The organism is Streptomyces sp. NPDC088246 (genome assembly GCF_044741025.1).
Lineage (GTDB): Bacteria > Actinomycetota > Actinomycetes > Streptomycetales > Streptomycetaceae > Streptomyces.
Map to the genome: position 1 here is coordinate 55,840 of NZ_JBIURV010000019.1, position 23,346 is coordinate 79,185.

Here is a 23,346-nt window from a genome sequence, read left to right on the forward strand (position 1 = left end):
CCGGCCGCCCGGGGTGCGTTCCGGTGTCTCTGTCCTCAAGCGCCGGACGGGCCGGGGGCGCCGGACATGGTCAGCAAGTGGTGTGCGATCTCTCCGGCGCCCGCTTCTCCCGTCAGCAGCGTGTAGTGGTTGACGTCCCGTACCGGCACCGGTGTCACCTCCGTACCCCCGAGGCCGGCCGCTGCCAGGCGTGTCTCGTCGTACAGGCCCTGCTCCTCGTTCATCAGGCCCCGCTGCGCCCACAGCAGAGTCGCTGGAGCCGGCAGCTTCCGTACCGCCGTCAGCACCTCCTCGTCGAAGAGGCCGATGCCGTCGGTGCGTACCGCCTCGATCCGGCAGGTGGAGTGCATGGCGGGTGCGTCCCCGGTCAGGTCGCGCTGGATGTACGCATCCACCTCGGCCGACCACGCACCCGCGAACGCCGGGTGTGCCTGCCAGAAGGAGCGGTAGGCGGCCCGGTCGGGGAAGGTCATCGACAGCCGGTCCATGGCCGGGCCGATCACGGCGGTCATCAGCTCGTCCGGGGAGAGATGCGTGGGGGCGGGGAAGCCGATGCCGCCGTCGACCAGCAGCAGCGGCCCGAACCGTTCCGGGTGCCGTACGGCGGCCAGCGCCGTCACGAACGCGCCCATCGAATGGCCGGCCAGCACCACCCGGTCCAGGCCCAGGGCCTCGGTCAGGGCGGCGATGTCATCGGTGTGCGCGGCGATCCCGTACGGCCCCGGCAGGGCCGAACTCCCGGCCCGGCCACGCAGATCCGGGGCGATCAGGGTGATGCGGCCGTCCAGCAGCCTCGCCACCGGGCCCCAGGACAGCGCGTTGGCCGTGATGCCGTGCAAGGCGACGACGACCGGGGCGTCGGGCTCACGGGCCGGCCACCTCAGTACCGCCAACTCGCCCCCGGCCACGGGGACCTGTACCTCTTCGTACGGAATCACGGGCGTCCGTTCTCCTTCCGGGCCTTCCCGGCCGGGAGCGTTTCGGGGGCGGCGGGACCGCGTCGTACCGCGGCCAGCCGGGACGGCAGCCGGGCCAGGCCGCCCGGCAGCAGGTGTACCACGGCCACGAACAGCACACCCAGCAGGAACAGCGGCTGGGAGAGCGGCACCCGCAGCACCGCGGGCAGATCGGCGACCGCGCCCGACCCGGCCAGATCGCCGAGCCGGTGATCGGCCCAGGTGTAGAGGATGCCGCCGACCATCGGGCCCCAGCGGGTGCCCGATCCGCCCAGCACCACCACCATCACCAGCAGCGAGAGGGTGAAGTCCGAGGTGGTTGTCTGCGGTGTCGAGCCGCCGGTGAGCAGCAGGTGCACCAGACCGCCCAGCGCGGCCAGCGCGCCCGCCAGGACGAAGGCCGTCAGCTTGAAGCCGTACGGCTTCAACCCCAGTACCTCCACCCGGCGTTCGTTCTCCTTGATGCCCTCCCAGACCCGTCCGGTGGGGGAGCCGATCGCCCAGTGGACGACGGCGAGGGTGAGGACCAGATAGGCGAGCGCCACCCAGTAGAGGTTCGCGGTGTGCTCGATGCCCACGAGCCCGGACGGCAGCAGATCCGCGGGGGCGGCCCGGCCCTCCTCGCCGCCGGTGAGACCACCGGGGTTGCGGGAGACCAGGATCGAGCCCGCCTGGGCGAAGGCCAGCGTCACCATGGAGAAGCCGATGCCGGTGACCCGCAGGCTCACCGACCCCAGGACCAGCGCGAGCGCGATCCCGAAGCAGAGGCCGAGCAGTGCGGACACGGCGAACGGGAGGCCCGCCTCCAGCAGGAACATGTTGGTGGCGTAGCTGCCCGCGGCGAAGTAGAGCGCATGCCCGAAGGAGAGCAGCCCGGCGCGGCCGAGCAGCAGGTCGTATCCGGTTGCCAGCGCGCCGAACAGGAGGCAGGTGGCGAGCAGTTGGAGACTGCCGGGGCTGCCGAGCGGGCCGTCCAGGAGTCCGGGCAGCGGCAGTGCGCTGTACGGCGCGACGGCGAGGATCAGCAGTGCGGCGGCGGGCCACCAACGGCGCAGCAGCCGGGCGGTGTTCCCGGGGACCGGTGCGGCCGTGTGTTTTTCGCCGGTGCGGTCGTGTGTCTCGGTGACGGTGCTCACGCGAGCCTCCCGGTCAGTCCGCGCGGCCGCAGAAGCAGCAGCGCGGCGAGCAGGACGACGACGGCCAGGTCGCCGAGGCCCGCTGCGGTGTAGTAGTTGGCGAACTGCTGGACCAGGCCGATGACGGCGGATGCCACTGCGGCGCCGGTCACCGAGCCCATGCCCCCGGTGACCACCACGACGAACGCGAAGATCAGCAGCGAGGTGCCCTGGCGGGGGTCGACCGAGCCGAAGTACAGGCCGCCGAGCGCCCCGCCGAGCGCGGCGGCCGAGCCGCCGATCGCGAAGACGAGCGTGAACGCCTTGCGCACATCGATACCCAGGGCGGTGACCATCGCCCGGTCCTCGACTCCGGCCCGTACGACCAGACCGTGCCGGGTACGGCCGAGGAAGAGCCGCAGTGCGACAAGGACCACGACCGCCGCCGCGACCAGTACCAGCCGGTTGACCGGGACCTGGGCGCCGAGCAGCCCGAAGGTGCCGGACAGCGCCTTCGGCCCCGGGAAGGTCCGGGCGTCCGAGCCCCAGATGCCCGACAGCAGCGCCGGGACGGCGAGCCCCACCCCGACCGTGGCGAGCACCTGCTCGCGCGGCCGGGTGTAGAGCGGGCGGACGACGGCGAGTTCCAGCAGTACGGCGGCCGCGGTGCCCACCGCCGTACCGAACAGGACCGCGAGGACGAAGCCCGCTCCGCCCGGGCCGGCGCCGGGCAGATTGCCGGACGCCGCCCACCAGGTGCCGTACGCGCCGATGGAGAGCAGCGCCCCGTGCGCGAAGTTGAGCACGTCCATCAGGCCGAAGATCAGTGAGAGTCCCGATGCGATCAGGAAGTAGAGCGCCCCCAGACCGAGTCCGGTCATGGTGAGCAGAACGACGGTGGACATCAGGAATCCGCCTCCACGGAAGGTGCTTCGATGGCCGGGCCGTGTCCCACGCCCAGCAGGCGACGTGCCGCTTCCGCATCGCCCAGCAGCTCGGCGGCCGGTCCCTGATGGGCGGTCCGGCCGTCGGCGAGCACCGCACAGTGTTCGGCCAGGCGCCGCACGACGGCGAGGTTCTGCTCCACGAGCAGCACCGGCACCGCCTCGGCGGCCCGCTCCAGCACCCTTCGGCGCCAGGCCCTTGGTGGGTTCGTCGGCGATGATCAGCCGGTTGCCGTTGAGCAGCGTGCGGCCGATGGCCACCATCTGCTGCTGCCCGCCGGACAATGTGCCCGCCAACTGCCGTTCCCGACGCCTCAGTTCGGGGAAGAGCTCATGGACGAGCGGGTACGCGGGCTCGCCCGCGCCGCGCCGCTCGGCCAGGCGCAGATTCTCCGCGACGGTCAGCCCGGCGAAGATGCCCCGGTCCTCGGGGGCGTAACCGATGCCCAGCCGCACCACGGTGTGGGTGGGCATCGAGACGGTCTCCTCGCCGTCCAGTCGCACGCTGCCGGTGCGCGGGACGAGGCCGAGGACGCCGCGTACGGTCGTGGTCTTCCCGGCGCCGTTGCGGCCCAGGAGCGCGGTCACCCCGTGCCGGGCGACGTCCAGGTCCACGCCGTGCAGGATGTGCCGGCCGCCGATCAGGACCCGCAGGTCCCGTACGGCGAGCAGGTCCCCTGTCGTCACAACCCCTCCCCGAGATAGGCCTGTTGAACGGTCGGGTCGGCGGTCACCGTCTTTGGGGTGTCCAGCGCCAGCAGCCTTCCGTGGTGCATCACGGCGAGCCGGTCGGCCAGGCCCAGCAGGACGTCCATGTGGTGCTCGACCATCAGGACGGTGCGGCCCTCGTCCCGGTGCAGGGTGCGGATCAGTTCGGTCAGTGCGGGGACCTCCTCCGCGCTCACCCCGGCCATCGGCTCGTCGAGCAGCATCAGCCGCGGCTCGCCCACCAGCAGCACCGCCAGCTCCAGCTTCCGCTTCTCGCCGTGCGACAGTTCGGACGCCATCGCCTGTGCCCGGTGGCCGAGGCCGGTGCGTTCCAGTACGCCGTTCACCTCGGAGGTGTACGGGCAAGCGCGCCGCCACAGCCGGTACGAGCCGCCCCGGGCCGCCTGGGCGGCCAGCCGGACGTGGTCGGCCACGCTCATCCCGGGCCAGAGGCTGGACGTCTGGAACGTGCGGCCGATGCCGCGCCTCGCCCGTACGTGCGCGGGGCGGTCCGTGATGTCCGTACCGTCCAGCGCGATCGTGCCCGATGTGGCCATGGTCAGCCCGCTGATCAGGTTGAACAGAGAGGTCTTGCCGGCCCCGTTGGGACCGATGAAGGCGAGGAACTCGCCCTCGTGGACGCTCAGCGTGACGTCCTCGACGATCGTCGCCCCTCCGACGCCCCAGCCGAGCCCGGCCAGTTGAAGCACCGGGGCGGTGTTCCGCGCCCCGCCCGGGCGCTGCGCGGTGGTGTCCGGTACGGCCATCGGTCAGCCCGCCGAGGGCTTGGCGGGCGGCGCCACCCTGTCCATCGGCTCGGTGCTCACCAGCTCCGGCCGGGCACCGGCGCCGTTCCCCTTGAGCTTCGCGACGAACATCGGCTGCACCAGTGCGTGGTCCTCGGCACGGACCTGCTCCTTGCCCTTCACCCCGTCGAAGCTCCAGCCCTCGAGGGCCTTGACCATGGCGGCGGAATCGGTGGCGCCGCCCTCCTCGACGGCACGCACGACCATCTGCGCCGCGGTGAAGCCGTCGGGGGTGAACAGGTCCGGGGTGCCGCCGGCCTTGGTGACCGAGTCGAGCATGGACTTCTCCACGGCGTTGCCGCCGCCCGCGCCGGGGAAGTAGTGCGCCAGGAACGACACCTTGGAACCGGCGTTCCCGAAGATCGGATACGAGGCCGTTCCGGCGAGACCCGTGACGACCTTGGCCGCCCCCAGCACGCCCTGCTGGTCCAGTGCGGTCCACAGCGCCGGTGCGGTGGAGCCGGCCCAGGCGACGAAGACCAGATCGGGCCCGCCCGCCTTGACCTGCCGGGCGAACGGGGTCAGGTCGGTGGCGCTGGGCGGAGCCAGTACGGAGCCCACCTTCGCGCCCTTGGAGCCGAGGACGGCCTTCACGGCGGCGACATTGGCCTGGCCGAAGGTGGAGTCCTGGGCCAGCACCGTGACCTTCTTGCCCTTGGCCTCGCCGAGCATCGTCCCGGCCGTGAGGATGTCCTGGTAGGACTGCCGGCCCGAGCGGAAGGTGTAGTCGTTGATGCCGGTCACGGCGTCGGTGGCGGCGGGGCCGCTGATGTACAGCACCTTGTTCTGGGCGGCGAGCGGCGCCATCTGGAGGGCCACCCCGGAATCGGTGGTGCCGGCCAGTACCTTGTAGCCCTTGCCGATCAGGTTCTTGGCCGCGGAGACCGCCTTGCCCGGGTCGCCCGCGTCGTCCTGCTCGGTGACCTCGATACGGTGCCCGGCGACCTTGCCGGTGCCCTTCGTCGCGTAGTCCAGGCCCGCCATGAACCCGTCGCGGTACTGCTTCCCGTAGTCCGCGAGGAGCCCGGTCCGGGAGTACACCAGACCCACCTTGACGGCTTTGTCCTTCGAGCCCCCGCCGGAGTCGCTCTCGCCGGCCTTCCCGGCGGCGGTGCACCCGGCGAGCACGAGACCGGCGGAGGTCAGCGCGACGGCGGCGTAGAGGGATCTGCGGTGACGGACGGTGCCTGTGGCTCTGCGACGCATGGTGACCGGCTCCTCGGCGTATTCATGTGATGTCGCCGAACCGTATGAACACCGTGCCGCCGTCGACATGGTGCAGAGCGCCCCACCTGACGCGGTGCACATGTGGGGGCCGCACATGGGACCGGAAAGCGAAAGCCGCGCCGGGGAACCGGATCGTACGGTTCCCCGGCGCGGCCGGTACGCGGTGCGCGGGTCCTGGGCGGTGGCCCGTCACATCGCGCTGATGCCCTGGACCGTGGCCACGATGATGCCGAGCGCGGCGAGCGCGATGCCGACGCTGCCCATCACGATGCCGGCGACCGCCTGGCCGCGGCCGCCGCCCTCGCCGCGGTCGGCCATGCGCTTGGCCGAGATGCCGAGGCACAGCGCGATGATCGGCAGGATGATCGGGATGAGTACCAGGCCGAGGATGCCGAGAACCATCGAGGCGGTCGCCTTGCCGCTGGGCAGCGCGGCACCACCGGGGTACCCGTAGCCGACCGGCGGCTGAGCGCCGTATCCCGGTCCGCCCGGGGCCTGCGTCCCCGCCGCGCCGCCTGCACTGCCTGACTGGTCAGCCATGTCTTCCTCTCCATCGGTGCTGGTCATGACCATGGTAAGAAGCTGACTGTGGCCCTTTCGGTCAGAACGGTGAGAGGAGTGTGATGAAAACGCTGCGAAACGGAGTCCGTGTGTGCTAGGGGGCTTCCGTGGGCTTCGTCACGTCGATCAGCCGGCACACCGTCTCGATGTCTATCTTCACCTGGGCGATCGACGCCCGCCCCGACAGCCAGGTGATCAGCGCCGAGTGCCAGGTGTGCTCGATGACCCGGACCGCGGACAGCTGCTCCGGCGTCGGATGCTCCAGGCCCATCGCGTCCAGGATGATCGCCGTCGTGATCCGCGAGACGGTGTCCACCTCCGGGCTGACGCTGCGGTCCGCGAAGGTCAGAGCCCGCACCATCGCATCCGCCAGATGCGGTTCACGCTGCAATGCGCGGAACGCCCGCATCAGGGTGCCGGCGACCCGCTGCGCCGCGTCGTCCCCGGCCGGGGGGCGCTTGTGCAGCGTCGTGTGCATGTGCTGGAGCTGGTCCTGCATGGTGGCGACCAGCAGGTGGATCTTGGACGGGAAGTAGCGGTACAGCGTGCCCAGGGCGACCTCGGCGGCCTCCGCGACCTCACGCATCTGCACCGCCTCGAATCCGCCCCTGCTGGCGAGCTGGGCGCTGGCGTGCAGGATGCGGCGGCGGCGGGCCTCCTGCCGCTCCGTCAGGGGCGGCGATGCCGGCTTGGCTTCCGCTGTCATGTGTCCCCATCCATGGCTTCTGTCCGCAACCGCAGGGAGGCGCTCGGTCTCCCGGCGGCGCACAGCATGCCAGGGCGGCCGGTCGTGGCGCGAATCACCTGATCCGGCCGTTGCGCCGACGCTACCTGCCGGTAGATTCGTAGCTCATTGAACGATCCAGTCTGAAACTTGTTCTAGATTAGCGTGAGCGGTTACGCTCCGGCGAACACGCAGTGAGAAGGGGGCCGAGTGTGACCGCTGAGGCCGTGGAGACAGGCCCCCGCACGGGCAGCGACACGCCGGGCACCGCCGGCGCCCGTCCGTTGCGCATCGCACTCCTCACCTACAAGGGCAACCCGTTCTGCGGCGGCCAGGGCGTCTACGTACGCCACCTCGGCCGCGAGCTCGCCCGCCTCGGCCACAGCGTCGAAGTGATCGGCGCCCAGCCCTATCCGGTGCTCGACGAGGGCGTCCCGCTCACCGAACTGCCGAGCCTGGACCTCTACCGCCAGCCCGACCCCTTCCGTACCCCGAAGCGCGGCGAGTACCGGGACTGGATCGACGCCGCCGAGGTCGCCACCATGTGGACCGGCGGCTTCCCGGAACCCCTCACCTTCAGCCTGCGCGCCCGACGCCATCTCGCCGCCCGCCGCGGCGAGTTCGACGTCATCCATGACAACCAGACCCTCGGATACGGGCTGTTGGCGGACCTCGGTGCCCCGCTCGTCACCACGATCCACCACCCCATCACGGTCGACCGGCAGTTGGACCTGGACGCCGCCGAGACCCGTCGTCGGCGCGCCTCTGTCCGCCGCTGGTACGCCTTCACCCGCATGCAGAAGCGGGTCGCGCGCCGGCTGCCCTCGGTGCTCACCGTCTCCGGCTCCTCCAAGCAGGAGATCGTCGACCATCTCGGGGTGCGGGGGGACCGTATCCACGTCGTGCACATCGGCGCGGACACCGACCTGTGGTCGCCCGACCCGTCGGTTGCCGAGGTTCCCGGCCGGATCGTCACCACCTCCAGCGCCGACGTCCCCCTGAAGGGCCTCGTCCACCTCGTCGAGGCGCTCGCCGAGCTCCGTGCCGGGAACCCGGAGGCGCACCTCGTGGTCGTCGGGAAGCGGGCCGAGGACGGGCCCGTCGCCCAGGCCATAGAGCGGCACGGACTCCAGGACGCCGTCGAGTTCGTCAAGGGCATCAGCGACGCCGAACTCGTCGACCTGGTGCGCGGCGCCCAGATAGCCTGCGTCCCCTCGCTGTACGAGGGCTTCTCGCTGCCCGCCGCCGAGGCCATGGCCACCGGTACCCCCCTCGTCGCCACCACCGGCGGGGCGATCCCCGAGGTCGCGGGCCCGGACGGCGAGACCTGCCTGGCCGTCCCGCCCGCCGACGCCGGGGCACTGGCCGACGCGCTCGCCCGGCTGCTCGGCGACCCGGAGCTGCGCGCCCGGCTCGGTGCCGCGGGCCGCGACCGGGTGCTCTCCCGGTTCACCTGGAAGCAGGCCGCCATCGGCACCGCCGCCCTCTACCGCGAGGCGATCGCCGCCCGGTCCGGCGCCACGCGCCCCGGCGGCCGACGTTGACCCCGCCGCCCGTTCCCGTCGCCCCCGCCCCCTGACCCCCTCGACCGCGAAAGCAGGCATTCGTGCTGACCGTGGACTTCACCCGCTTCCCGCTCGCCGCAGGTGACCGAGTGCTCGACCTGGGCTGCGGCGCAGGACGCCACGCCTTCGAGTGCTATCGGCGCGGCGCCCAGGTCGTGGCCCTCGACCGGAACGGCGAGGAGATCCGCGAGGTCGCGAAGTGGTTCGCCGCGATGAAGGAGGCCGGGGAGGCCCCCGAGGGCGCCACCGCCACCGCTATGGAGGGTGACGCGCTCAATCTGCCGTTCCCCGACGAGTCCTTCGACGTCGTGATCATCTCCGAGGTGATGGAGCACATCCCCGACGACAAAGGTGTGCTCGCCGAGATGGTCCGGGTCCTCAAGCCCGGCGGCCGGATCGCGATCACCGTGCCGCGCTACGGCCCCGAGAAGGTCTGCTGGACGCTCTCCGACGCGTACCACGAGGTCGAGGGCGGCCACATCCGCATCTACCGGGCCGACGAACTCCTGGGCAAGATCCGCGGCGCCGGCCTCAAGCCGTACGGCACCCACCACGCCCACGCCCTGCACTCGCCGTACTGGTGGCTGAAGTGCGCGTTCGGGGTGGGCCGCGACGGCAAGGACGCAGCGCTGCCGGTCCGCGCGTACCACAAGCTGCTGGTCTGGGACATCATGAAGAAGCCGGCCGTCACCCGGGTCGCCGAGCAGCTGCTCAACCCGGTCGTCGGCAAGAGCTTCGTGGCGTACGCGACCAAGCCGCACCTGCCCGTGGCCGCCGCCGAGGACCTCTCCAAGGCCGAGGCGTGACCACTCCCGAGCAGACCGAACACCTCGTACTGCCCGGAGTCCTCACCGCCGAGCAGGCCGCCGAGACCGTCGCAGCCCTCCTTGCCGCGCAGTGCGAGGACGGCGCGCTGCCCTGGTTCCGCGGCCACCACCTCGACCCGTGGGACCACACCGAGGCCGCCATGGCCCTCGACGCGGCCGGCGAGCACGCCGCCGCGGAACGCGCGTACGACTGGCTGGCCCGGCATCAGAACGAGGACGGCTCCTGGTACGCCGCGTACCACGACGGAGACCCGGAGCAGCCGACCGACCGCGGTCTGGAGACCAACTTCTGCGCGTACGTGGCCGTCGGTGTCTGGCATCACTACCTCGCCACCGGCGACGACGCGTTCGTCGACCGGATGTGGCCGACGGTCTACGCCGCCGTGGAATTCGTGCTCCGGCTCCAGCAGCCCGGCGGCCAGATCGGCTGGAAGCGCGAAGCCGACGGAACCCCCGTCGAGGACGCGCTGCTGACCGGCTGCTCCTCCATCCACCAGGCGCTGCGCTGCGCACTCGCCATCGCCGAACGGCGCGAAGAGCCGCAGCCCGACTGGGAGCTGGCGACCGGTGCGCTGGCCCACGCGATCCGCAACCACCCGGAACGCTTCCTGGACAAGAGCCGCTACTCGATGGACTGGTACTACCCGGTCCTCGGCGGCGCGCTCACCGGAGCGGCCGCCAAGGAGCGGATGGAGGAGGGCTGGGACCGCTTCGTGGTCCCCGGCCTCGGGGTGCGCTGTGTGCTGCCCAATCCGTGGGTGACCGGTGGCGAGAGCTGTGAACTCGCCCTGGCGCTCTGGGTGATGGGCGAGTCCGACCGGGCGCTGGAGATCCTCCAGTCCATCCGGCATCTGCGTGCCGACGGCGGCATGTACTGGACGGGGTACGTCTTCGAGGGCAACCGGGCGTTCTGGCCGGAGGAACTCACCACCTGGACCGCCGGTTCGCTGCTGCTCGCGGTGGCCGCACTCGGCGGCGACGAGGCGACCACCGAGGTCTTCAGCGGCGAGCACCTGCCGCGCGGGCTGGAACCGGACTGCTGCGGCTAGGTCCTGTCGTCAAACTGCCGTCTGCCGTGCGGCGTCTGGATGATGTCGGCCACGACGGCTATGACACGTGCTGCGGTGGTGCCTCTCGTTCCTGTTGGAGGAGACATGGGTTCCGGGTTGCCGTTCCCCGGCGGGAGAAACCCGGACGGCGGCTCCGGGTGGCACGCTGCCCGGGGCCGGGCGAGCCTGGTGGAGAGTGCCGAGAGGCGTCACTCACCGTAAAGATCGCCGTGATGCGCCCGGCCAGGGAGGCCCGCTGTGACCAGTTCCGCCGTGAAGCGTCCCGTACCGCTTCGCCGTCTGCTCGTCTCGCTGCTGCTGTCCTGCGCCGTGCTGGTGGGCGCCACCGCGTGCGGCGGCGGCAACGAGGGCAAGACCGCGAGCAGCTCCGCGTCCCCGAGCGGCACGTCCTCGGCCGAGGCGCAGAAGTTCGCCAAGACGCGGTTCGTCGCCAATGCGGGGCTCGCGGCCGGTGCGACGTACCAGTGGATCGTGAAGCCGTACCGTGCGGGAAAGTTCAAGAAGGGCGCGGACGGACGGACGTTCGCTCTGGTCAAGGCCGGGCTCGCGGGCGGCTTCGCCTACAACCGGCTGAAGGCCGCAGTGGACAACGCCAAGGGCGACCCGCTGCTGTCGAAGGCGGTCGCGCCGCTGACGGCGGGCATCGAATCGCTCAAGGGCCTCGGCAGCAAGCTCCGCAAGGGTGAGGCCGGCGCGGGCGACATCGGCGCCTTCGAGAGCGTGATCGGCGGCATCAAGGACGCGGGCAAGAGCGCGGGCGCCGAGGTCAAGGACAAGGTGCCCACCACCTCGCAACTCGGCGGATAATCGATGCGGTTGCGGCCCTTGATCGAACTAGGGTGCGTGTCATGAGCGCACTCCGGCACGACCTCTACTGTGACGAAATCATCGGCCGCACCGACGCGTTGAGGGCGGCGATCAACGGCGCCGACCTCGGCGCGACGGTACCGACCTGCCCCGACTGGACCCTGCGCGATCTCGCCGTCCACGTCGGCCGAGCGCACCGTTGGGCGGGCGAGATCGTACGCACCCGGGCCACCGAAGCGGTCCCGCACGAACGAGTACCGGATTCCACACCCGAGGGCGACGACCCTGCCGCGCTCGACGCCTGGCTGGCGGACGGCGCGGCGAAGACCGTCGAGGCGCTGCGGGCGGCCGGCCCCGACCAGGAGGTCTGGTCCTGGGGGTGGGAGCGGAGCGCGGGCTTCTGGGCGCGCCGCATGGCGCACGAGACGATCGTCCACCAGGCCGACGCGGCACTCACCGCGAAGACCGGCTACGAGGTGGCCCCCGAGCTGGCCGCCGACACGATCGAGGAGTGGCTGGAGATCGTCGCCTTCATGCAGGCAGCGGGCATCAAGGAGGTCGCCGGACCAGCCGGCACCGGGCGCTCGATCCATCTGCACGCCACGGACGTGCCCGGCGCCGAGTGGCTGATCGAGTTCGCTGAGGACGGCTTCACCTGGCGGCGCGCCCACGAGAAGGCGACCGTGGCGCTGCGGGGTCCGCTCACCGACGTCATGCTGGTCTTCAACCGGCGCCTCGCTCCGGACAGTGACCGGGTCGAGGTGCTGGGGGACGCGGAACTGCTGGACTTCTGGCTGGAGCGCTCGGCGTTCGGCTGAGCCCCCACCGGCCGCTGCCCGCTGTGCGGTCCCCGTCCGCTGTGCGGGCGCGGCGGTGCTGAGCCAAGCTGGAGAGGACAGACCGTTGTGTCCGGCGGCCCCTGTGGAGGTGCCGATGGAGCCCGTCCACGCCCTGAAACGGATCGCCTTCCTGCTGGAACGCGGCAGGGCCGGCACCTACCGCGTGCAGGCATTCCGTACGGCCGCCGACGCGGTGGCGGCGATGACGGACGGCGAGGCCGCACAGCGGGTCGCGGACGGCTCGCTGGAGTCGGTCAGGGGCATCGGGCCGAAGACCGCGTGGGTGATCCGAGAGGCGGTGGCCGGGGAAGTGCCCGGCTACCTGGAGCGGCTGGAGGAGGAGGCCGCTGCCGCCCCGCTCCCCGACGGCGGCCGGAGCCTCCTGGCCCTGCTGCGCGGCGACTGCCATCTGCACTCCGACTGGTCGGACGGCGGCAGCCCGATCGAGGAGATGGGCCGCACGGCGGCGGAGCTGGGCCATGAGTGGGCGGTCCTCACCGACCACTCGCCCCGGCTGACCGTGGCGAACGGGCTCTCCCCGGAGCGGCTGCGCCGGCAGCTGGATGTGATCGCCGGGCTCAACGCGGGCTGGGTGCCGTTCCGGCTGCTCACCGGCATCGAGTGCGACATCCTTCCCGACGGCTCCCTCGACCAGGAGGAGGAGCTGCTGGAGCAGCTGGACGTCGTGGTGGTCTCCGTACACTCCGAACTGCGGATGGACACTGCCCCGATGACCAGACGCCTGCTCGCGGCCGTCCGCCATCCGCGGGCGAACGTCCTCGGGCACTGCACCGGACGGCTGATCACCGGCCGGGGCCGCCCGGAGTCCCGCTTCGACGCGGACGAGGTCTTCGCCGCGTGCGCGGAGGAGCGCACGGCGGTGGAGATCAACAGCCGGCCCGAACGGCTCGACCCGCCCCGCCGGCTGCTGCGCCGCGCGGTCGCCGCAGGCACCCTGTTCTCCGTCGACACCGACGCACACGCGCCCGGACAGCTGGACTGGCAGATCCACGGCTGTGCCCGCGCCGAGGAGTGCCGCGTCCCGGCGGAACGCGTCATCACCACATGGTCGGCCGACGAACTGCTGGCCTGGTCGCGCGGGGGCACGACCCTGGAGCGGGCCCGCTCCGGGGCGGACGGGGCGGTCTGCGCAGCCCCGGGACAGGAGCGGTGAACCCATGACGGCCACAAGCGTGCGAGGCATCGACCACATCGGGGTCACGGTCCCCGACCTGGAGACTGCCACCCTCTTTCTTGCCAGGGCGTTCGGCGCCGAGGTGCTGTACGACACCCTGCGCCGCCAGGACCGCCCGCAGGGCGGGCCGGACGTCGAGCGGCGGCTCGGAGTCCCGGCGGGCACACAGCAGTTGGCGATCCGGATGCTGGCCCTTCCCGGCGACGGCCCGGGCATCGAGCTGTTCGAGTTCCAGGGCCCCCGCCGCGAACCACCGGTGCGGCCCTGCGACTTCGGCTGGCAGCACGTGGCGCTCTACGCCGACGATCTGGACGCGGCCGTGCGGGACTGCGTGGCCGCAGGAGCCACGCTGCTGGCGGAGGCGCAGCCGCTGCCGGGCCCCGAAGCGGGGGAGCGCAACCGGTTCGCGTATCTGCGCACACCGTGGGGCAGCACGCTGGTACTCCTGACGTACCCCGACCCCCAGCCCTGGGAGCGCACCGCGCCACGACGGCGGGTGCGGCCCGCGCCGGTCGGCACCGGGGGCTGGCCGACGGACCCGGCTCGGCCTAGTTGAGCTCAGCGAGCACCCGCAGGGTGTGCGGGTCCGGTGCCGTCACCAGCAGATCGGTCACCGGCCCCTTGCGCCACAACTCAAGCCGCTCCGCGATCCGTTGACGGGGTCCGACGAGCGAGATCTCATCGGCGAACGCGTCCGGCACGGCCAGCACCGCCTCCTCCTTGCGCCCTTCGAGGAACAGCTGCTGGATCCGCCGCGCCTCCACCTCGAATCCCATCCGCGCCATCAGATCGGCATGGAAGTTACGGGCCGCGTGCCCCATCCCCCCGATGTAGAAGCCGAGCATCGCCTTCACCGGCAGCAGCCCCTCCGCGGCATCGTCACAGACGTGCGCGCGGGCCATCGGCGCGATCATGAATCCGTCGGGCAGGTCCGTGAGCGACGCCTCGTACACATCGGTGCGCATCGGCGACCAGTACAGCGGCAGCCAGCCGTCGGCGATTCTCGTCGTCTGCGCGATGTTCTTCGGCCCCTCCGCCCCGAGCAGTACGGGCAGCCGGGACCGCAGGGGATGGGTGATCGACTTCAGCGGCTTGCCCAGACCGGTGGCGTCCGGACCGTTGTACGGGTGGGAGTGGAAGCGTCCGTCCAGCTCAACGGGGGCCTCACGGATGAGTACTTGGCGGATGACGTCGACGTACTCGCGGGTCGCGGTCAGCGGGCTCTTCGGGAACGGCCGCCCGTACCAGCCCTCCACCACCTGCGGCCCGGACAGCCCCAGGCCGAGCATCATCCGGCCGCCGGAGAGATGGTCGAGGGTCAGGGCGTGCATGGCGGTCGCTGTCGGGGTGCGCGCCGCCATCTGCGCGATACCGGTGCCCAGCCGGATGCGGGAGGTGTGCGCGGCGATCCAGGTCAGCGGCGTGAACGCGTCGGAGCCCCAGGCCTCCGCCGTCCACACCGAGCCGTACCCCAGCTCCTCCGCCTCCCGGGCGAGCTCCAGATGGGCGGGGTTCGGGCCGCGGCCCCAGTAACCGAGCGCGAGTCCGAGCCGCATTCCGCCGCCTCCCACCGTTTCTGATGCAACGTCAGATCATTGACGCACGGACGGAGAGTACGACAGCGGCCTCCCGCCCGGAAGGGGCGGGAGGCCGCTGTCGTACTACGGAAGCGTGACTCAGCCGCGCTGGATGCCCGTGGTGTCCTGGAGCACACCACGACGGCCGTCCTGGGTCTGGGCGATGAGGCCCGGACCGCGCTGCTCCACCGCGAGGTACCAGGTGCCGGGCGCCAACTCGGCGATCGGCGACGGCGAACCGTCCTCCCCGTACAGCGGGCGGGCCACCGGCACCGCGAACCAGAACGGCGTGAAGTCACCGGCCGGGGCACCGGCCGCCGGAGCCGGCTGGGCCTGCTGCGGCTCCGGCTGGCCGGCCTGCGGCTGACCGGCCTGCGGCTGCGCACCGTACGGCTGCGGCTGCCCCGGCTGTGCGCCGTACGGCTGCTGCTGGGCGCCGGGGTAGCCGTATCCCTGGCCGGGCTGCGGCTGGCCGCCGTACGGCGACTGCACGGCCTGCGGACGCGGGGCGCTTGCCAGCGGGGCCTTGAGCGCGGGGACCAGCGGAGTGGCGACCGCGCCGCCCGCGAGCACGATGGTCGCGAGCAGGCCGAGGATCATGCCCGCGCCCGCGTCGCTGGCGTCGATGGTCGTCCAGAGCGCGGTCCACAGGGCGAAGACACTGAAGGCGGCGCCGAATTGGCCGAGGTCGAAGCCGAGCACCTTGCGGGCCGGCATGGTGCGGCCCACAACGATCAGTGCCGCACTGATGATTCCGGCCAGGAAGACGCTCATGAGGATCCCGAGCGCGTCCCAGGCGTTCGGGGCTTTGTAACTGGAGCAGTTGAGGCCCGCAGGGCAATCGAAGCCGAAGAGGTCGAGGAAAGAGGCGATGAACAGCACCACCGCTGCTCCGATCACCACGCCGTCGCCTCGAGTGAGGGAGCGGATATTCACGTAAAGGTCCTTAGTCGATCGTCTCGTCGGGGCGGTCGTCGCTGCCACCGGTAGGGCGGGCACGGCGCGAAGCTCGGGGGCGGCTCCCCATCGTACGGATGAATCTATCGTCTGCCCGGTCGGGTTGTGTCCCTGCCCGGACGGTGGACGCACTTCCCCCCAATTTCGCCTCAGAACTACCTCTTGCTACCCGTTCAGATAGCTGCTGATGCCATCGGCGATGCCCTGCGCCGCCTTCTGGCGCCAGCTCGCACTGGTGAGCAGGGCAGCGTCCTTCGGGTCACGCATATTGCCGCATTCGATGAACACTTTGGGCACGGTCGACAAATTCAGTCCGCCCAGATCCTTGCGGATGTCCAACCCGGTATTGCCGCCCACGTAATTGGAAGGCGCACTTCCGGTATCGCGGACGAAGAGACCGGCGATCCGGGTGCCGAGATCGCGCGACGGCTCGACGATCTTCGAGGTGTCCGCCGCTCCACCCCGTACCAGCGCGGGAAGGATCACATGGAAGCCGCGATTGCCGACCGCGGAACCGTCCGCGTGCACCGAGACCACCGCATCGGCCTTGGCGTCGTTGCCGATCCGGGCCCGCTCGTCCACACAGGGCCCGTACGCGCGGTCGTTGTCGTACGTCAGCACCACCTTCGCGCCCTGTGCCTGCAGGAGCGCACGCAGCCGGTGCGACACGTCAAGGGTGAACCGGGCTTCCGCGTAGCCGGAGTTGGTCGAGGTTCCGGTGGTGTCGCACTCCTTGTGCGTGGTGCCGATGTCCACCTGGCGGTTGATCTCGCGGGTGTGCAGATGGTTGTTCGGGTTGTGGCCGGGGTCGATGACGACGGTCTTGCCGGACAGCGGCTTGGACACCCGGCCGGGCGCGGACTTCGACGGCTTCGCGGACGGGGTGGGGGAGGCGGACGTCTTCTCCGGCACCGGAGCGCTCGTCGACGGCGGGGCCGACGGCGACGCGGCGGTGCTACCACTGCTGCCCGGCAGGGCCTGCGCCCCGCCGCCGGCACCGTCCGCGCCGCAGCCCGCGGCACTCAGGCACACGGCTGCGAGCATGGCGGCGGCGAGCAGGGGCCGGCGGCGCGGGGTGGGGGGAACGCTCTCGTCGTACGGCACTCCGCGATGCTATCGGGGCGCCTCGGACCGGCCGGTCCGAACACCGGTACCCGGAGACCCGCACCCGACCGGAGCCGTATCCGGCTGCCCTCAGATTCCCGGTCCCGTGCGCCGCAGCACCCGCAGCGAATCCGTCACCGAGACCTCGGTGAACGCTCCGGAGGCCAGCGCCCGCAGATGGACGCGGTACGGAGCCTGGCCGCCGTGCGCGGGGTCCGGGAACACATCGTGGATCACGAGCAGCCCGCCATCGGCGACATGCGGCGCCCAGCCCTCGTAGTCACCGTTCGCATGCTCGTCGGTGTGACCGCCGTCGATGAAGACGAAGCCGAGCTTCCCGCCCCAGACGGCCGCGACCTGCACAGACCGTCCTACCAGTGCCACGACATGGTCTTCGAGACCTGCCGCGTGCAGGGTCCGGCGGAACGTCGGCAGCGTGTCCATCCGGCCGACCTCCGGGTCCACGACGGTCGGGTCGTGGTACTCCCAGCCGGGCTGCTGCTCCTCGCTGCCGCGGTGGTGGTCGACGGTGAGAGCCGTCACGCCGGCCGCCCGGGCGACATCGGCGAGCAGGATGGTGGAGCGCCCGCAGTAGGTCCCGACCTCAAGGATCGGCAGCCCCAGCGCGGCGGCCTCGGCGGCGGCCCCGTACAGCGCGAGTCCTTCGACCACCGGCATGAAGCCCTTGGCGGCCTGGAAGGCGGCGAGAATCTCGGGCTTGGGCTCGGCGACGGACTCGGCGGGCACTGGTTCCTCCTGGTGGGGACGGTTCTGAGGGGGGTACGCGTTCGACGGCGCCCCATCGTGCCGTACGCCCCCGCCGAAGGCATCGGCGGGGGCGTACGAGGGGTGAGCCCGGGTCGGGGCGCCGCTGGCAGGGCTGCGATATGGAGGTCAGCAGCTCTGCCAGAGCCGGGTCATGACGCGGACGCCGAAGCGCAGGCCCTCCAGCGGGACGCGTTCGTCCACGCCGTGGAAGAGACGGCCGTAGTCCAGGTCGTGCGGGAGCTTGAGGCCCTTGAAGCCGAAGCAGCGGATGCCGAGGTGCGTGAAGGCCTTGGCGTCGGTGCCGCCGGGATTGCAGTACGGGACAGGGTGGCCGTCCGGGTCCTCGGCGCGTACGGCTTCGCACATGGCGTCGACCAGCGGGCCGTCGAACGTCGTCTCCAGCGCGATGTCGTGGTTGACCCACTCGCGGGTGACCGAGGGGAGGAGGAGCTTGTCGATGGTGTCGATCAGCTCCTGCTCGTGGCCGGGGAGGAAGCGGCCGTCCACCCGGGCGGTCGCCTTTCCGGGGATGACGTTGGTCTGGTAGCCGGCGTCGAACATGGTGGGGTTCGCGGAGTTGCGGAGCACCACCTGCATGAAGTCGGAGACCGGGCCCAGCCTGGCGAGGCTGCCCTCGATGTCGTGCTCGTCGAACTCGACACCGTAGAGGCGGGCGGCCTCTTCGAGCAGGGCGCGGACCGGTTCGATCAGCCGGATGGGGAAGGTCTCGCGGCCGATCCGGGTGAGGGACTCGGCGAGGTCGGTGACCGCGTTCTCGTCGTTGGGGGACGAGCCGTGGCCGGCCCGGCCGGTCGCGGTCAGCTCCATCCAGGCCATGCCGCGCTGGGCGTTCTCGATCGGGTAGAGGCGGCGGGTGTCGTCGATGGCGAAGGAGAAGCCGCCGCCCTCGCCGATCGCCTCGGTGACCCCGGCGAACAGCTCCGGGCGGTGCTCGACCAGCCAGTGGGCGCCGAACTTGCCGCCGGCCTCCTCGTCGGCGAGGAAGGCGAGGACCAGGTCGCGCGAGGGCCTGGTGCCGGTGCGGGCGAAGTGGCGGGCGGTGGCCAGCATGACGGCCACCGTGTCCTTCATGTCGATCGCGCCGCGGCCCCAGAGGTAGCCGTCGCGGATCTCGCCGGAGAACGGCGGGACCTGCCACTCGGAGGCGTCGGCCGGGACCACGTCCAGGTGGCCGTGGACCAGGAGGGCGCCGCGCCCCGGGTCGGCGCCCGCGATCCGGGCGATGACACTGGCGCGGCCCGGGGCGGACTCGACCAGCTCGGACTCGATGCCCACCTCGGCGAGGCGGCCCACCACCCAGTCGGCGCTCGCGCGCTCGTTGCTGGTGGGGTTGGAGGTGTCGAACCTGATCAGTTCGGCGCAGAGATCGATGACCTCGTCCTGGGCCTCGTCGGAGGCCGGGACGAGAGCGGAGATGGGGTCGGCGGTGCTCATGCTGCTCCCACAGAGGTTGTAGCGCGGGCGGCGGGGGCGGCGTCGTCCTCGTCGTCCAGGGTGGAGGTGCCGTACGGCTTCACCCAGCCCAGCAGGCCGAGGACGCTGTACAGGATGAAGGCGGTGGCCAGCGAGTTCAGGGCCGGTATGCCGCCGTCGTAGAACTTGCCGACGCAGAACGCCGCGATCCAGATGGCGATGGACATCGGCACCCAGGTCGGCGAGGACTTCGGCAGGGTCTCCGACTCCCGGGTCTCGTCCAGCGGCTTGCGCATCCGCTTGACGACCCAGTACTCGGCCACGATGATGCCGCCGATCGGCGGGATGGCGACGCCGAGGACCGAGAGGAACTCGGTGAAGTGGGTCATGATCCCGACCGCGGACAGGGCCGTGCCCGCGATGCCGAGGACGATCGTGACCGCGCCGCGGTGCAGCCGCTTGCCGAAGACGACCTGGAAGAAGTTGACGACGCCGAGGGAGGAGCCGTACAGGTTCCAGTCGTTGATCTTGGCGGTGGACATCAGGACCACGATGACGCCGAAGGCGCCGGAGGTGGAGAGCACGATGTGCGAGACCTCGTTGCTCTTCACCAGGTGGCCCAGGAGCACACCGGTCAGGCCGACGATGTACTCGGAGAGGATCATCGACGAGGCGCTCTGCAGGAAGACGTGCGAGCCCTTCCGGTTGTACCGGGTCATCTCCGGGGACACGATGGCGCCGGTCATGTAGCCGCCCGCGATGGCGGTGGCGGCGACGGCGAGCGGGATCGTCCGGCCGGGCGGCGGTGAGTGGATCAGCTCGCTGAACGAGTGGTCCTTCAGCGTCGAGATGACCGACCAGGCGACCATCGCGAAGAACAGCGGCGTGACGATCTTGGCGAAGGCGGCCATGTACGTGAAGCCGAAGATCACCAGTGCGGTGATGGCGATGCCCGCCAGTACGCACCACATCCAGGACGGGCCGCCGACCAGCGCCGAGACGCTGTTGCCGAAGATCGTGTTCTGGACGCCGAACCAGCCGACCAGGCTGACCGCGATGACAAAGCTGACCAGCGCCGAGCCGTTGCGGCCGAAGCCGACCCAGCGGGTCAGCATCGGGGTCGCCAGACCCTCGCGCATACCGGCCAGACCGATCGCGAAGATCACGATCTCCAGGATCACCGCGCCGAGCGTGAAGGCGAGGAAGGCGTCCCCGAAGGTCATGCCGACACCGATGGTGGCGCCGAGGGTGAACTGCGAGATCGAGCCGGACTGGGCCAGCCACTGCAGCAGCATGGACCAGAAACCGAACCGCTTGTCACGCGGGACACGGGAGAGCGCGTAGTCGTCGCTGCCGATGCTCTTGGCCTCGGGGGCCACGGCCTCGGCCTGCGGGACGGCTGCCATCAGGACTCCTGGGGTGTACGGCCGAAGGTCTGCAGGTGAGCCAGCGACCCGTAGCGGTTGACGAGGTTGTCGAACTCCACCGCGTCGTGGAAGTCCAGGTGGCCACTGCCGTAGGCCTTGGCGACCTCCACGGCGTAGCGGGCGGCGGACGCGATGTCGCTCTCGTGGCTCGCACCCGTACCGCAGCCCGGTACCGCGGCGGCCGAGGTGATGGCCAGGCCGACGACCGGGGCGGCCGTCGCGGTGGAGGGCTGCAGGATCGAATTGATGTGGTGTGCACCATTACCGTACGGGGTGATGTCCTGCGTGGTCACCGGGTACGTGACCAACGGCTCACCGGTCACCACGGCGAGCAGCTCGCCGAGCTGCTCGCCGACCCGGAGCACCCAGCCCTCCTTGACGGTGGGCGACAGGGCGAGGCCCTTGTGGTTGATGATCCGGTTGCCCTTGGTGGTGTCGATGGAGAGCACGGCCTCCATCTCGCCGGTCACCTCGTGGCGGTTCATGGTGGCGATGTCCACGGGCGAGCCCATGAACGGCACCGGGTCGTGCGGCTCCGTCGGCGCGTTCGGGCAGATGTGGGTGGCGACGATCACGTCGCCGGGCAGCACATCGCCGCGGCGGCGCATGTCGAGCAGCTTGGCGGCGGTGGCGATCGCGGAGACCGCGCCGTCGGCGTCGGAGACCATGCCGGTCACCTCGGGCCGGGCGCCGATGCCGCCGAGCCGGCCCACCACGCCCAGCGTGCGGGCACTGCCCCCGGACGTACGTCCTTGGGAGCCGGGGACGCGGACCATCACGAAGTCCGTCGAGCCCCGCTCGCCGACGACCGTGGTGACCTGCGCGGACGAACCCTCGGCCCCGCTGACGGAGTCGAGGTACTCGGCGACCGTCTTGCCATTGACCTGGGGATCGTCCAGCAGATCGACGATGTCCAGCACGTACTTCAACATGGGGGCCCTACTTTCTCGCTCATCCGGGCACCCGGGCCGAGGCGCTCGACGGGGGGAAGCGCGGGGCGGGGTGCTGAGGCAACATTCGGGATCGGATAGCGTTGAACGCAACTGTTTCCCGTTATTTGCAATTCAGGTCTGAATGGTGAGATGACGATGGCGGACTTCGATCTGGACCGGCGTACTCCCGCCGGGGCGCTGCAAACCGTCGACCGGGCGCTCCTGGTGCTGCTCGCCTTCGAACGGACCCGGCCCGACTGGGGTGTCACCGAGGTCGCCGAGGAGTTCGGCTGGGACACCTCGGTGGCCCAGCGACTGCTCGCCACCCTCGCCGGGCGCGGCTTCCTGGTCTCCGACCCTGCCACCCGCCGCTACCGCATCGGCCCCGCCGTGCTGCGCCTGGGCAGGCTCTGGGAGCGTTCGGGATCGCTGGAGCTGCTGGCCGGGCCGGTCCTGGAGGAGCTGCGCCGGGTCACCGGCGACACGGTCCTGTTCTGTCTGCCGGACAGCTTCCACATGCGGTGCGTCGCCGCGGAGGAAGGGGAGGCCGGGCCGCTGCGCTACTACCCGCTGGTCGGCGAGCTCTACCCGGCGCACGCCGGGGCGACCAGCAAGTCGTACTACGCGTATCTGCCCGACGAGCAGCGCCACCGGCTCTTCCGGGGCCGCCCGATGGCCCGCTTCACCGACCGGACGGTCACCGACCCGGACCGGCTGGAGGAGGAGTTCCTCAAGGTCCGCGCCCAGGGGTACGCCTGGACGGTCGGCGAGTACGACACCGGCATCGCGACCGTCGCCGTGCCGGTCTTCCTCGGGCGCGAGCCGTACGGGAGCCTCAGCCTCGGCGGCGCCGAGGAACTCTTCCGCGGGGCGCCGGAGGACCGGCTCGACGCCCTGCGCCACGCGGCCCAGCTGCTGGAGAGGCGGCTGACCCAGCCCCCGCAGCGGCCGAAGCCCCGTGCCCGCCGCCCTCGTACCGACCGATGAACCAGAACAGAACCAAGAACCAGAACAGAACCAAGAACCAGAACAGAACCAAGAACCAGAACAGAACCAAGAGGAACCCCGTGAATCTGCTGCTGCTCTCCAACTCCACCCAGTACGGGCGCGGTTATCTGGAACACGCCCTCGACACGGTCACCGCGTTCCTGCCCTCCGGCGCCCGGCTGGCCTTCGTCCCCTACGCGCTCGCCGACTACACCGCGTACACCATACGCGTCCGCGACGCCCTCGCGCCGTCCGGCATCAGTGTCCGAGGGGTCCACGAGAACGCCGACCCGGTCGCCGAACTCGCCGCGTCCGACGCCGTGTTCATCGGCGGCGGCAACTCCTTCCGGCTGCTGAGCGCCCTGTACCGGACCGGTCTGCGGGACGCCGTGACCGAAGCGGTGCGCGGCGGGCTGCCGTACATGGGAGCCAGCGCGGGGACGAACATGGCGGCGCCCACCCTCCGTACGACCAACGACATGCCCATCGTGCAGCCGCCGTCCTTCGAGACCCTCGGCCTCGTCCCCTTCCAGATCAACCCGCACTACCTGGACCCGGACCCGGAGAGCACCCACAAGGGCGAGACCCGCGAGGAGCGGCTCACCGAGTTCCTGGAGGAGAACGACGTACCGGTGCTCGGGCTGCGTGAGGGGTCCTGGCTGCGGGTCAACGGGCGCCAGGCCCGGGTGCAGGGCGCCCACCCCGCCCGGCTGTTCACCCGCGGCGCGCGGCCGCAGGAGCTTCCGGCGGGGTCGGACGTCTCTCATCTGCTCACGACGACACCGCGGTTCGACGCCCCGGTGCGCTGAGGCCCTT

The 23,346-nt window shown here is 71.1% G+C and carries 23 protein-coding genes and 1 pseudogene; 9 read left to right on the plus strand and 15 right to left on the minus strand.

The genetic code is table 11. The features are described from left to right. Positions 1–35: 35 nt before the first annotated feature. The 8 genes and pseudogenes from ACIPEK_RS25175 to ACIPEK_RS25210 all read right to left on the minus strand — a co-directional run bounded on the left by ACIPEK_RS25175 (position 36) and on the right by ACIPEK_RS25210 (position 7,023). Positions 36–938, minus strand: coding sequence for an alpha/beta fold hydrolase (locus ACIPEK_RS25175; RefSeq protein WP_402000054.1), 903 nt, complete (start codon positions 936–938; stop codon positions 36–38). After that, positions 935–2,092 carry a branched-chain amino acid ABC transporter permease gene (locus tag ACIPEK_RS25180; RefSeq protein ID WP_402000057.1) on the minus strand — a complete coding sequence of 386 codons (1,158 nt, stop codon included), beginning with the start codon at positions 2,090–2,092 and terminating at the stop codon, positions 935–937. Before ACIPEK_RS25180 ends, ACIPEK_RS25175 begins: the two co-directional genes overlap by 4 nt. Next, entirely contained in the window at positions 2,089–2,976 is an 888-nt protein-coding gene (locus tag ACIPEK_RS25185; RefSeq protein ID WP_383069576.1) for a branched-chain amino acid ABC transporter permease, read from the minus strand. The genes ACIPEK_RS25180 and ACIPEK_RS25185 overlap by 4 nt, the downstream gene beginning before the upstream one ends. After that, positions 2,976–3,702 (minus strand): annotated as a pseudogene (locus ACIPEK_RS25190) (ABC transporter ATP-binding protein). Before ACIPEK_RS25190 ends, ACIPEK_RS25185 begins: the two are co-directional and overlap by 1 nt. Further along, positions 3,699–4,490, minus strand: coding sequence for an ABC transporter ATP-binding protein (locus ACIPEK_RS25195; RefSeq protein WP_402000060.1), 792 nt, complete (start codon positions 4,488–4,490; stop codon positions 3,699–3,701). Before ACIPEK_RS25195 ends, ACIPEK_RS25190 begins: the two are co-directional and overlap by 4 nt. Positions 4,491–4,493: 3 nt before the next feature. After that, positions 4,494–5,735, minus strand: coding sequence for a substrate-binding domain-containing protein (locus ACIPEK_RS25200; protein ID WP_402000063.1), 1,242 nt, complete (start codon positions 5,733–5,735; stop codon positions 4,494–4,496). A gap of 210 nt (positions 5,736–5,945) precedes the next feature. Then, positions 5,946–6,296, minus strand: coding sequence for a DUF4190 domain-containing protein (locus tag ACIPEK_RS25205; RefSeq protein WP_402000066.1), 351 nt, complete (start codon positions 6,294–6,296; stop codon positions 5,946–5,948). A gap of 115 nt (positions 6,297–6,411) precedes the next feature. Continuing rightward, positions 6,412–7,023 carry a TetR family transcriptional regulator gene (locus ACIPEK_RS25210; RefSeq protein WP_402000069.1) on the minus strand — a complete coding sequence of 204 codons (612 nt, stop codon included), beginning with the start codon at positions 7,021–7,023 and terminating at the stop codon, positions 6,412–6,414. Between the two features lie 230 nt (positions 7,024–7,253). Here ACIPEK_RS25210 and ACIPEK_RS25215 point away from each other — a divergent pair, with 230 nt between their 5' ends. The 7 genes from ACIPEK_RS25215 to ACIPEK_RS25245 all read left to right on the plus strand — a co-directional run bounded on the left by ACIPEK_RS25215 (position 7,254) and on the right by ACIPEK_RS25245 (position 13,900). Beyond that, positions 7,254–8,585, plus strand: coding sequence for a glycosyltransferase family 4 protein (locus ACIPEK_RS25215; protein WP_402000072.1), 1,332 nt, complete (start codon positions 7,254–7,256; stop codon positions 8,583–8,585). A 62-nt stretch (positions 8,586–8,647) separates the two neighbouring features. After that, a complete protein-coding gene (locus ACIPEK_RS25220; protein WP_402000075.1) occupies positions 8,648–9,412 on the plus strand; it encodes a class I SAM-dependent methyltransferase in 765 nt (254 codons plus the stop codon). After that, complete coding sequence (locus tag ACIPEK_RS25225; protein ID WP_402000078.1) at positions 9,409–10,482, plus strand: prenyltransferase; 1,074 nt, start codon at positions 9,409–9,411, stop codon at positions 10,480–10,482. The genes ACIPEK_RS25220 and ACIPEK_RS25225 overlap by 4 nt, the downstream gene beginning before the upstream one ends. Before the next feature lie 273 nt (positions 10,483–10,755). Further along, positions 10,756–11,310, plus strand: coding sequence for a hypothetical protein (locus tag ACIPEK_RS25230; RefSeq protein ID WP_402000332.1), 555 nt, complete (start codon positions 10,756–10,758; stop codon positions 11,308–11,310). A 41-nt stretch (positions 11,311–11,351) separates the two neighbouring features. Further along, positions 11,352–12,128 carry a maleylpyruvate isomerase family mycothiol-dependent enzyme gene (locus ACIPEK_RS25235; protein ID WP_402000081.1) on the plus strand — a complete coding sequence of 259 codons (777 nt, stop codon included), beginning with the start codon at positions 11,352–11,354 and terminating at the stop codon, positions 12,126–12,128. Between the two features lie 115 nt (positions 12,129–12,243). Next, positions 12,244–13,323 carry a PHP domain-containing protein gene (locus ACIPEK_RS25240; protein ID WP_402000084.1) on the plus strand — a complete coding sequence of 360 codons (1,080 nt, stop codon included), beginning with the start codon at positions 12,244–12,246 and terminating at the stop codon, positions 13,321–13,323. Positions 13,324–13,327: 4 nt separating this feature from the next. Further along, positions 13,328–13,900, plus strand: coding sequence for a VOC family protein (locus ACIPEK_RS25245; protein ID WP_402000087.1), 573 nt, complete (start codon positions 13,328–13,330; stop codon positions 13,898–13,900). Here ACIPEK_RS25245 and ACIPEK_RS25250 read toward each other — a convergent pair. The 7 genes from ACIPEK_RS25250 to ACIPEK_RS25280 all read right to left on the minus strand — a co-directional run bounded on the left by ACIPEK_RS25250 (position 13,893) and on the right by ACIPEK_RS25280 (position 21,543). Next, complete coding sequence (locus tag ACIPEK_RS25250; RefSeq protein ID WP_402000090.1) at positions 13,893–14,900, minus strand: LLM class F420-dependent oxidoreductase; 1,008 nt, start codon at positions 14,898–14,900, stop codon at positions 13,893–13,895. The two genes, ACIPEK_RS25245 and ACIPEK_RS25250, sit on opposite strands and share 8 nt — an antisense overlap. 120 nt (positions 14,901–15,020) lie before the next feature. Then, positions 15,021–15,857: a hypothetical protein gene (locus ACIPEK_RS25255; RefSeq protein ID WP_402000093.1), complete on the minus strand. Its 837-nt coding sequence runs from the start codon at positions 15,855–15,857 to the stop codon at positions 15,021–15,023. Positions 15,858–16,043: 186 nt separating this feature from the next. Continuing rightward, positions 16,044–16,982, minus strand: a complete 939-nt coding sequence (locus ACIPEK_RS25260; RefSeq protein WP_402000096.1) for an N-acetylmuramoyl-L-alanine amidase — start codon at positions 16,980–16,982, stop codon at positions 16,044–16,046. 90 nt (positions 16,983–17,072) lie between these two features. Next, the gene (locus tag ACIPEK_RS25265) at positions 17,073–17,729 is read right to left on the minus strand and encodes a class I SAM-dependent methyltransferase (RefSeq protein WP_402000099.1); all 657 of its coding nucleotides are present in this window, start codon (positions 17,727–17,729) and stop codon (positions 17,073–17,075) included. Positions 17,730–17,876: 147 nt separating this feature from the next. Next, positions 17,877–19,205 carry a M20/M25/M40 family metallo-hydrolase gene (locus tag ACIPEK_RS25270; RefSeq protein ID WP_402000102.1) on the minus strand — a complete coding sequence of 443 codons (1,329 nt, stop codon included), beginning with the start codon at positions 19,203–19,205 and terminating at the stop codon, positions 17,877–17,879. Then, the gene (locus ACIPEK_RS25275) at positions 19,202–20,590 is read right to left on the minus strand and encodes a cytosine permease (RefSeq protein WP_402000105.1); all 1,389 of its coding nucleotides are present in this window, start codon (positions 20,588–20,590) and stop codon (positions 19,202–19,204) included. The genes ACIPEK_RS25270 and ACIPEK_RS25275 overlap by 4 nt, the downstream gene beginning before the upstream one ends. Then, positions 20,590–21,543 (minus strand): DUF1177 domain-containing protein, encoded by a 954-nt coding sequence (locus tag ACIPEK_RS25280; protein WP_402000108.1) that lies wholly within the window; start codon positions 21,541–21,543, stop codon positions 20,590–20,592. Before ACIPEK_RS25280 ends, ACIPEK_RS25275 begins: the two co-directional genes overlap by 1 nt. A gap of 156 nt (positions 21,544–21,699) precedes the next feature. On the opposite strand from ACIPEK_RS25280, the gene ACIPEK_RS25285 reads away from it, so the two are divergent. Together ACIPEK_RS25285 and pepE are read left to right on the plus strand one after the other, a co-directional pair. Then, a complete protein-coding gene (locus ACIPEK_RS25285; protein WP_361445032.1) occupies positions 21,700–22,530 on the plus strand; it encodes an IclR family transcriptional regulator in 831 nt (276 codons plus the stop codon). Between the two features lie 80 nt (positions 22,531–22,610). Next, entirely contained in the window at positions 22,611–23,339 is a 729-nt protein-coding gene (gene pepE / locus ACIPEK_RS25290) for a dipeptidase PepE (protein WP_383069702.1), read from the plus strand. Positions 23,340–23,346 lie beyond the last annotated feature (7 nt).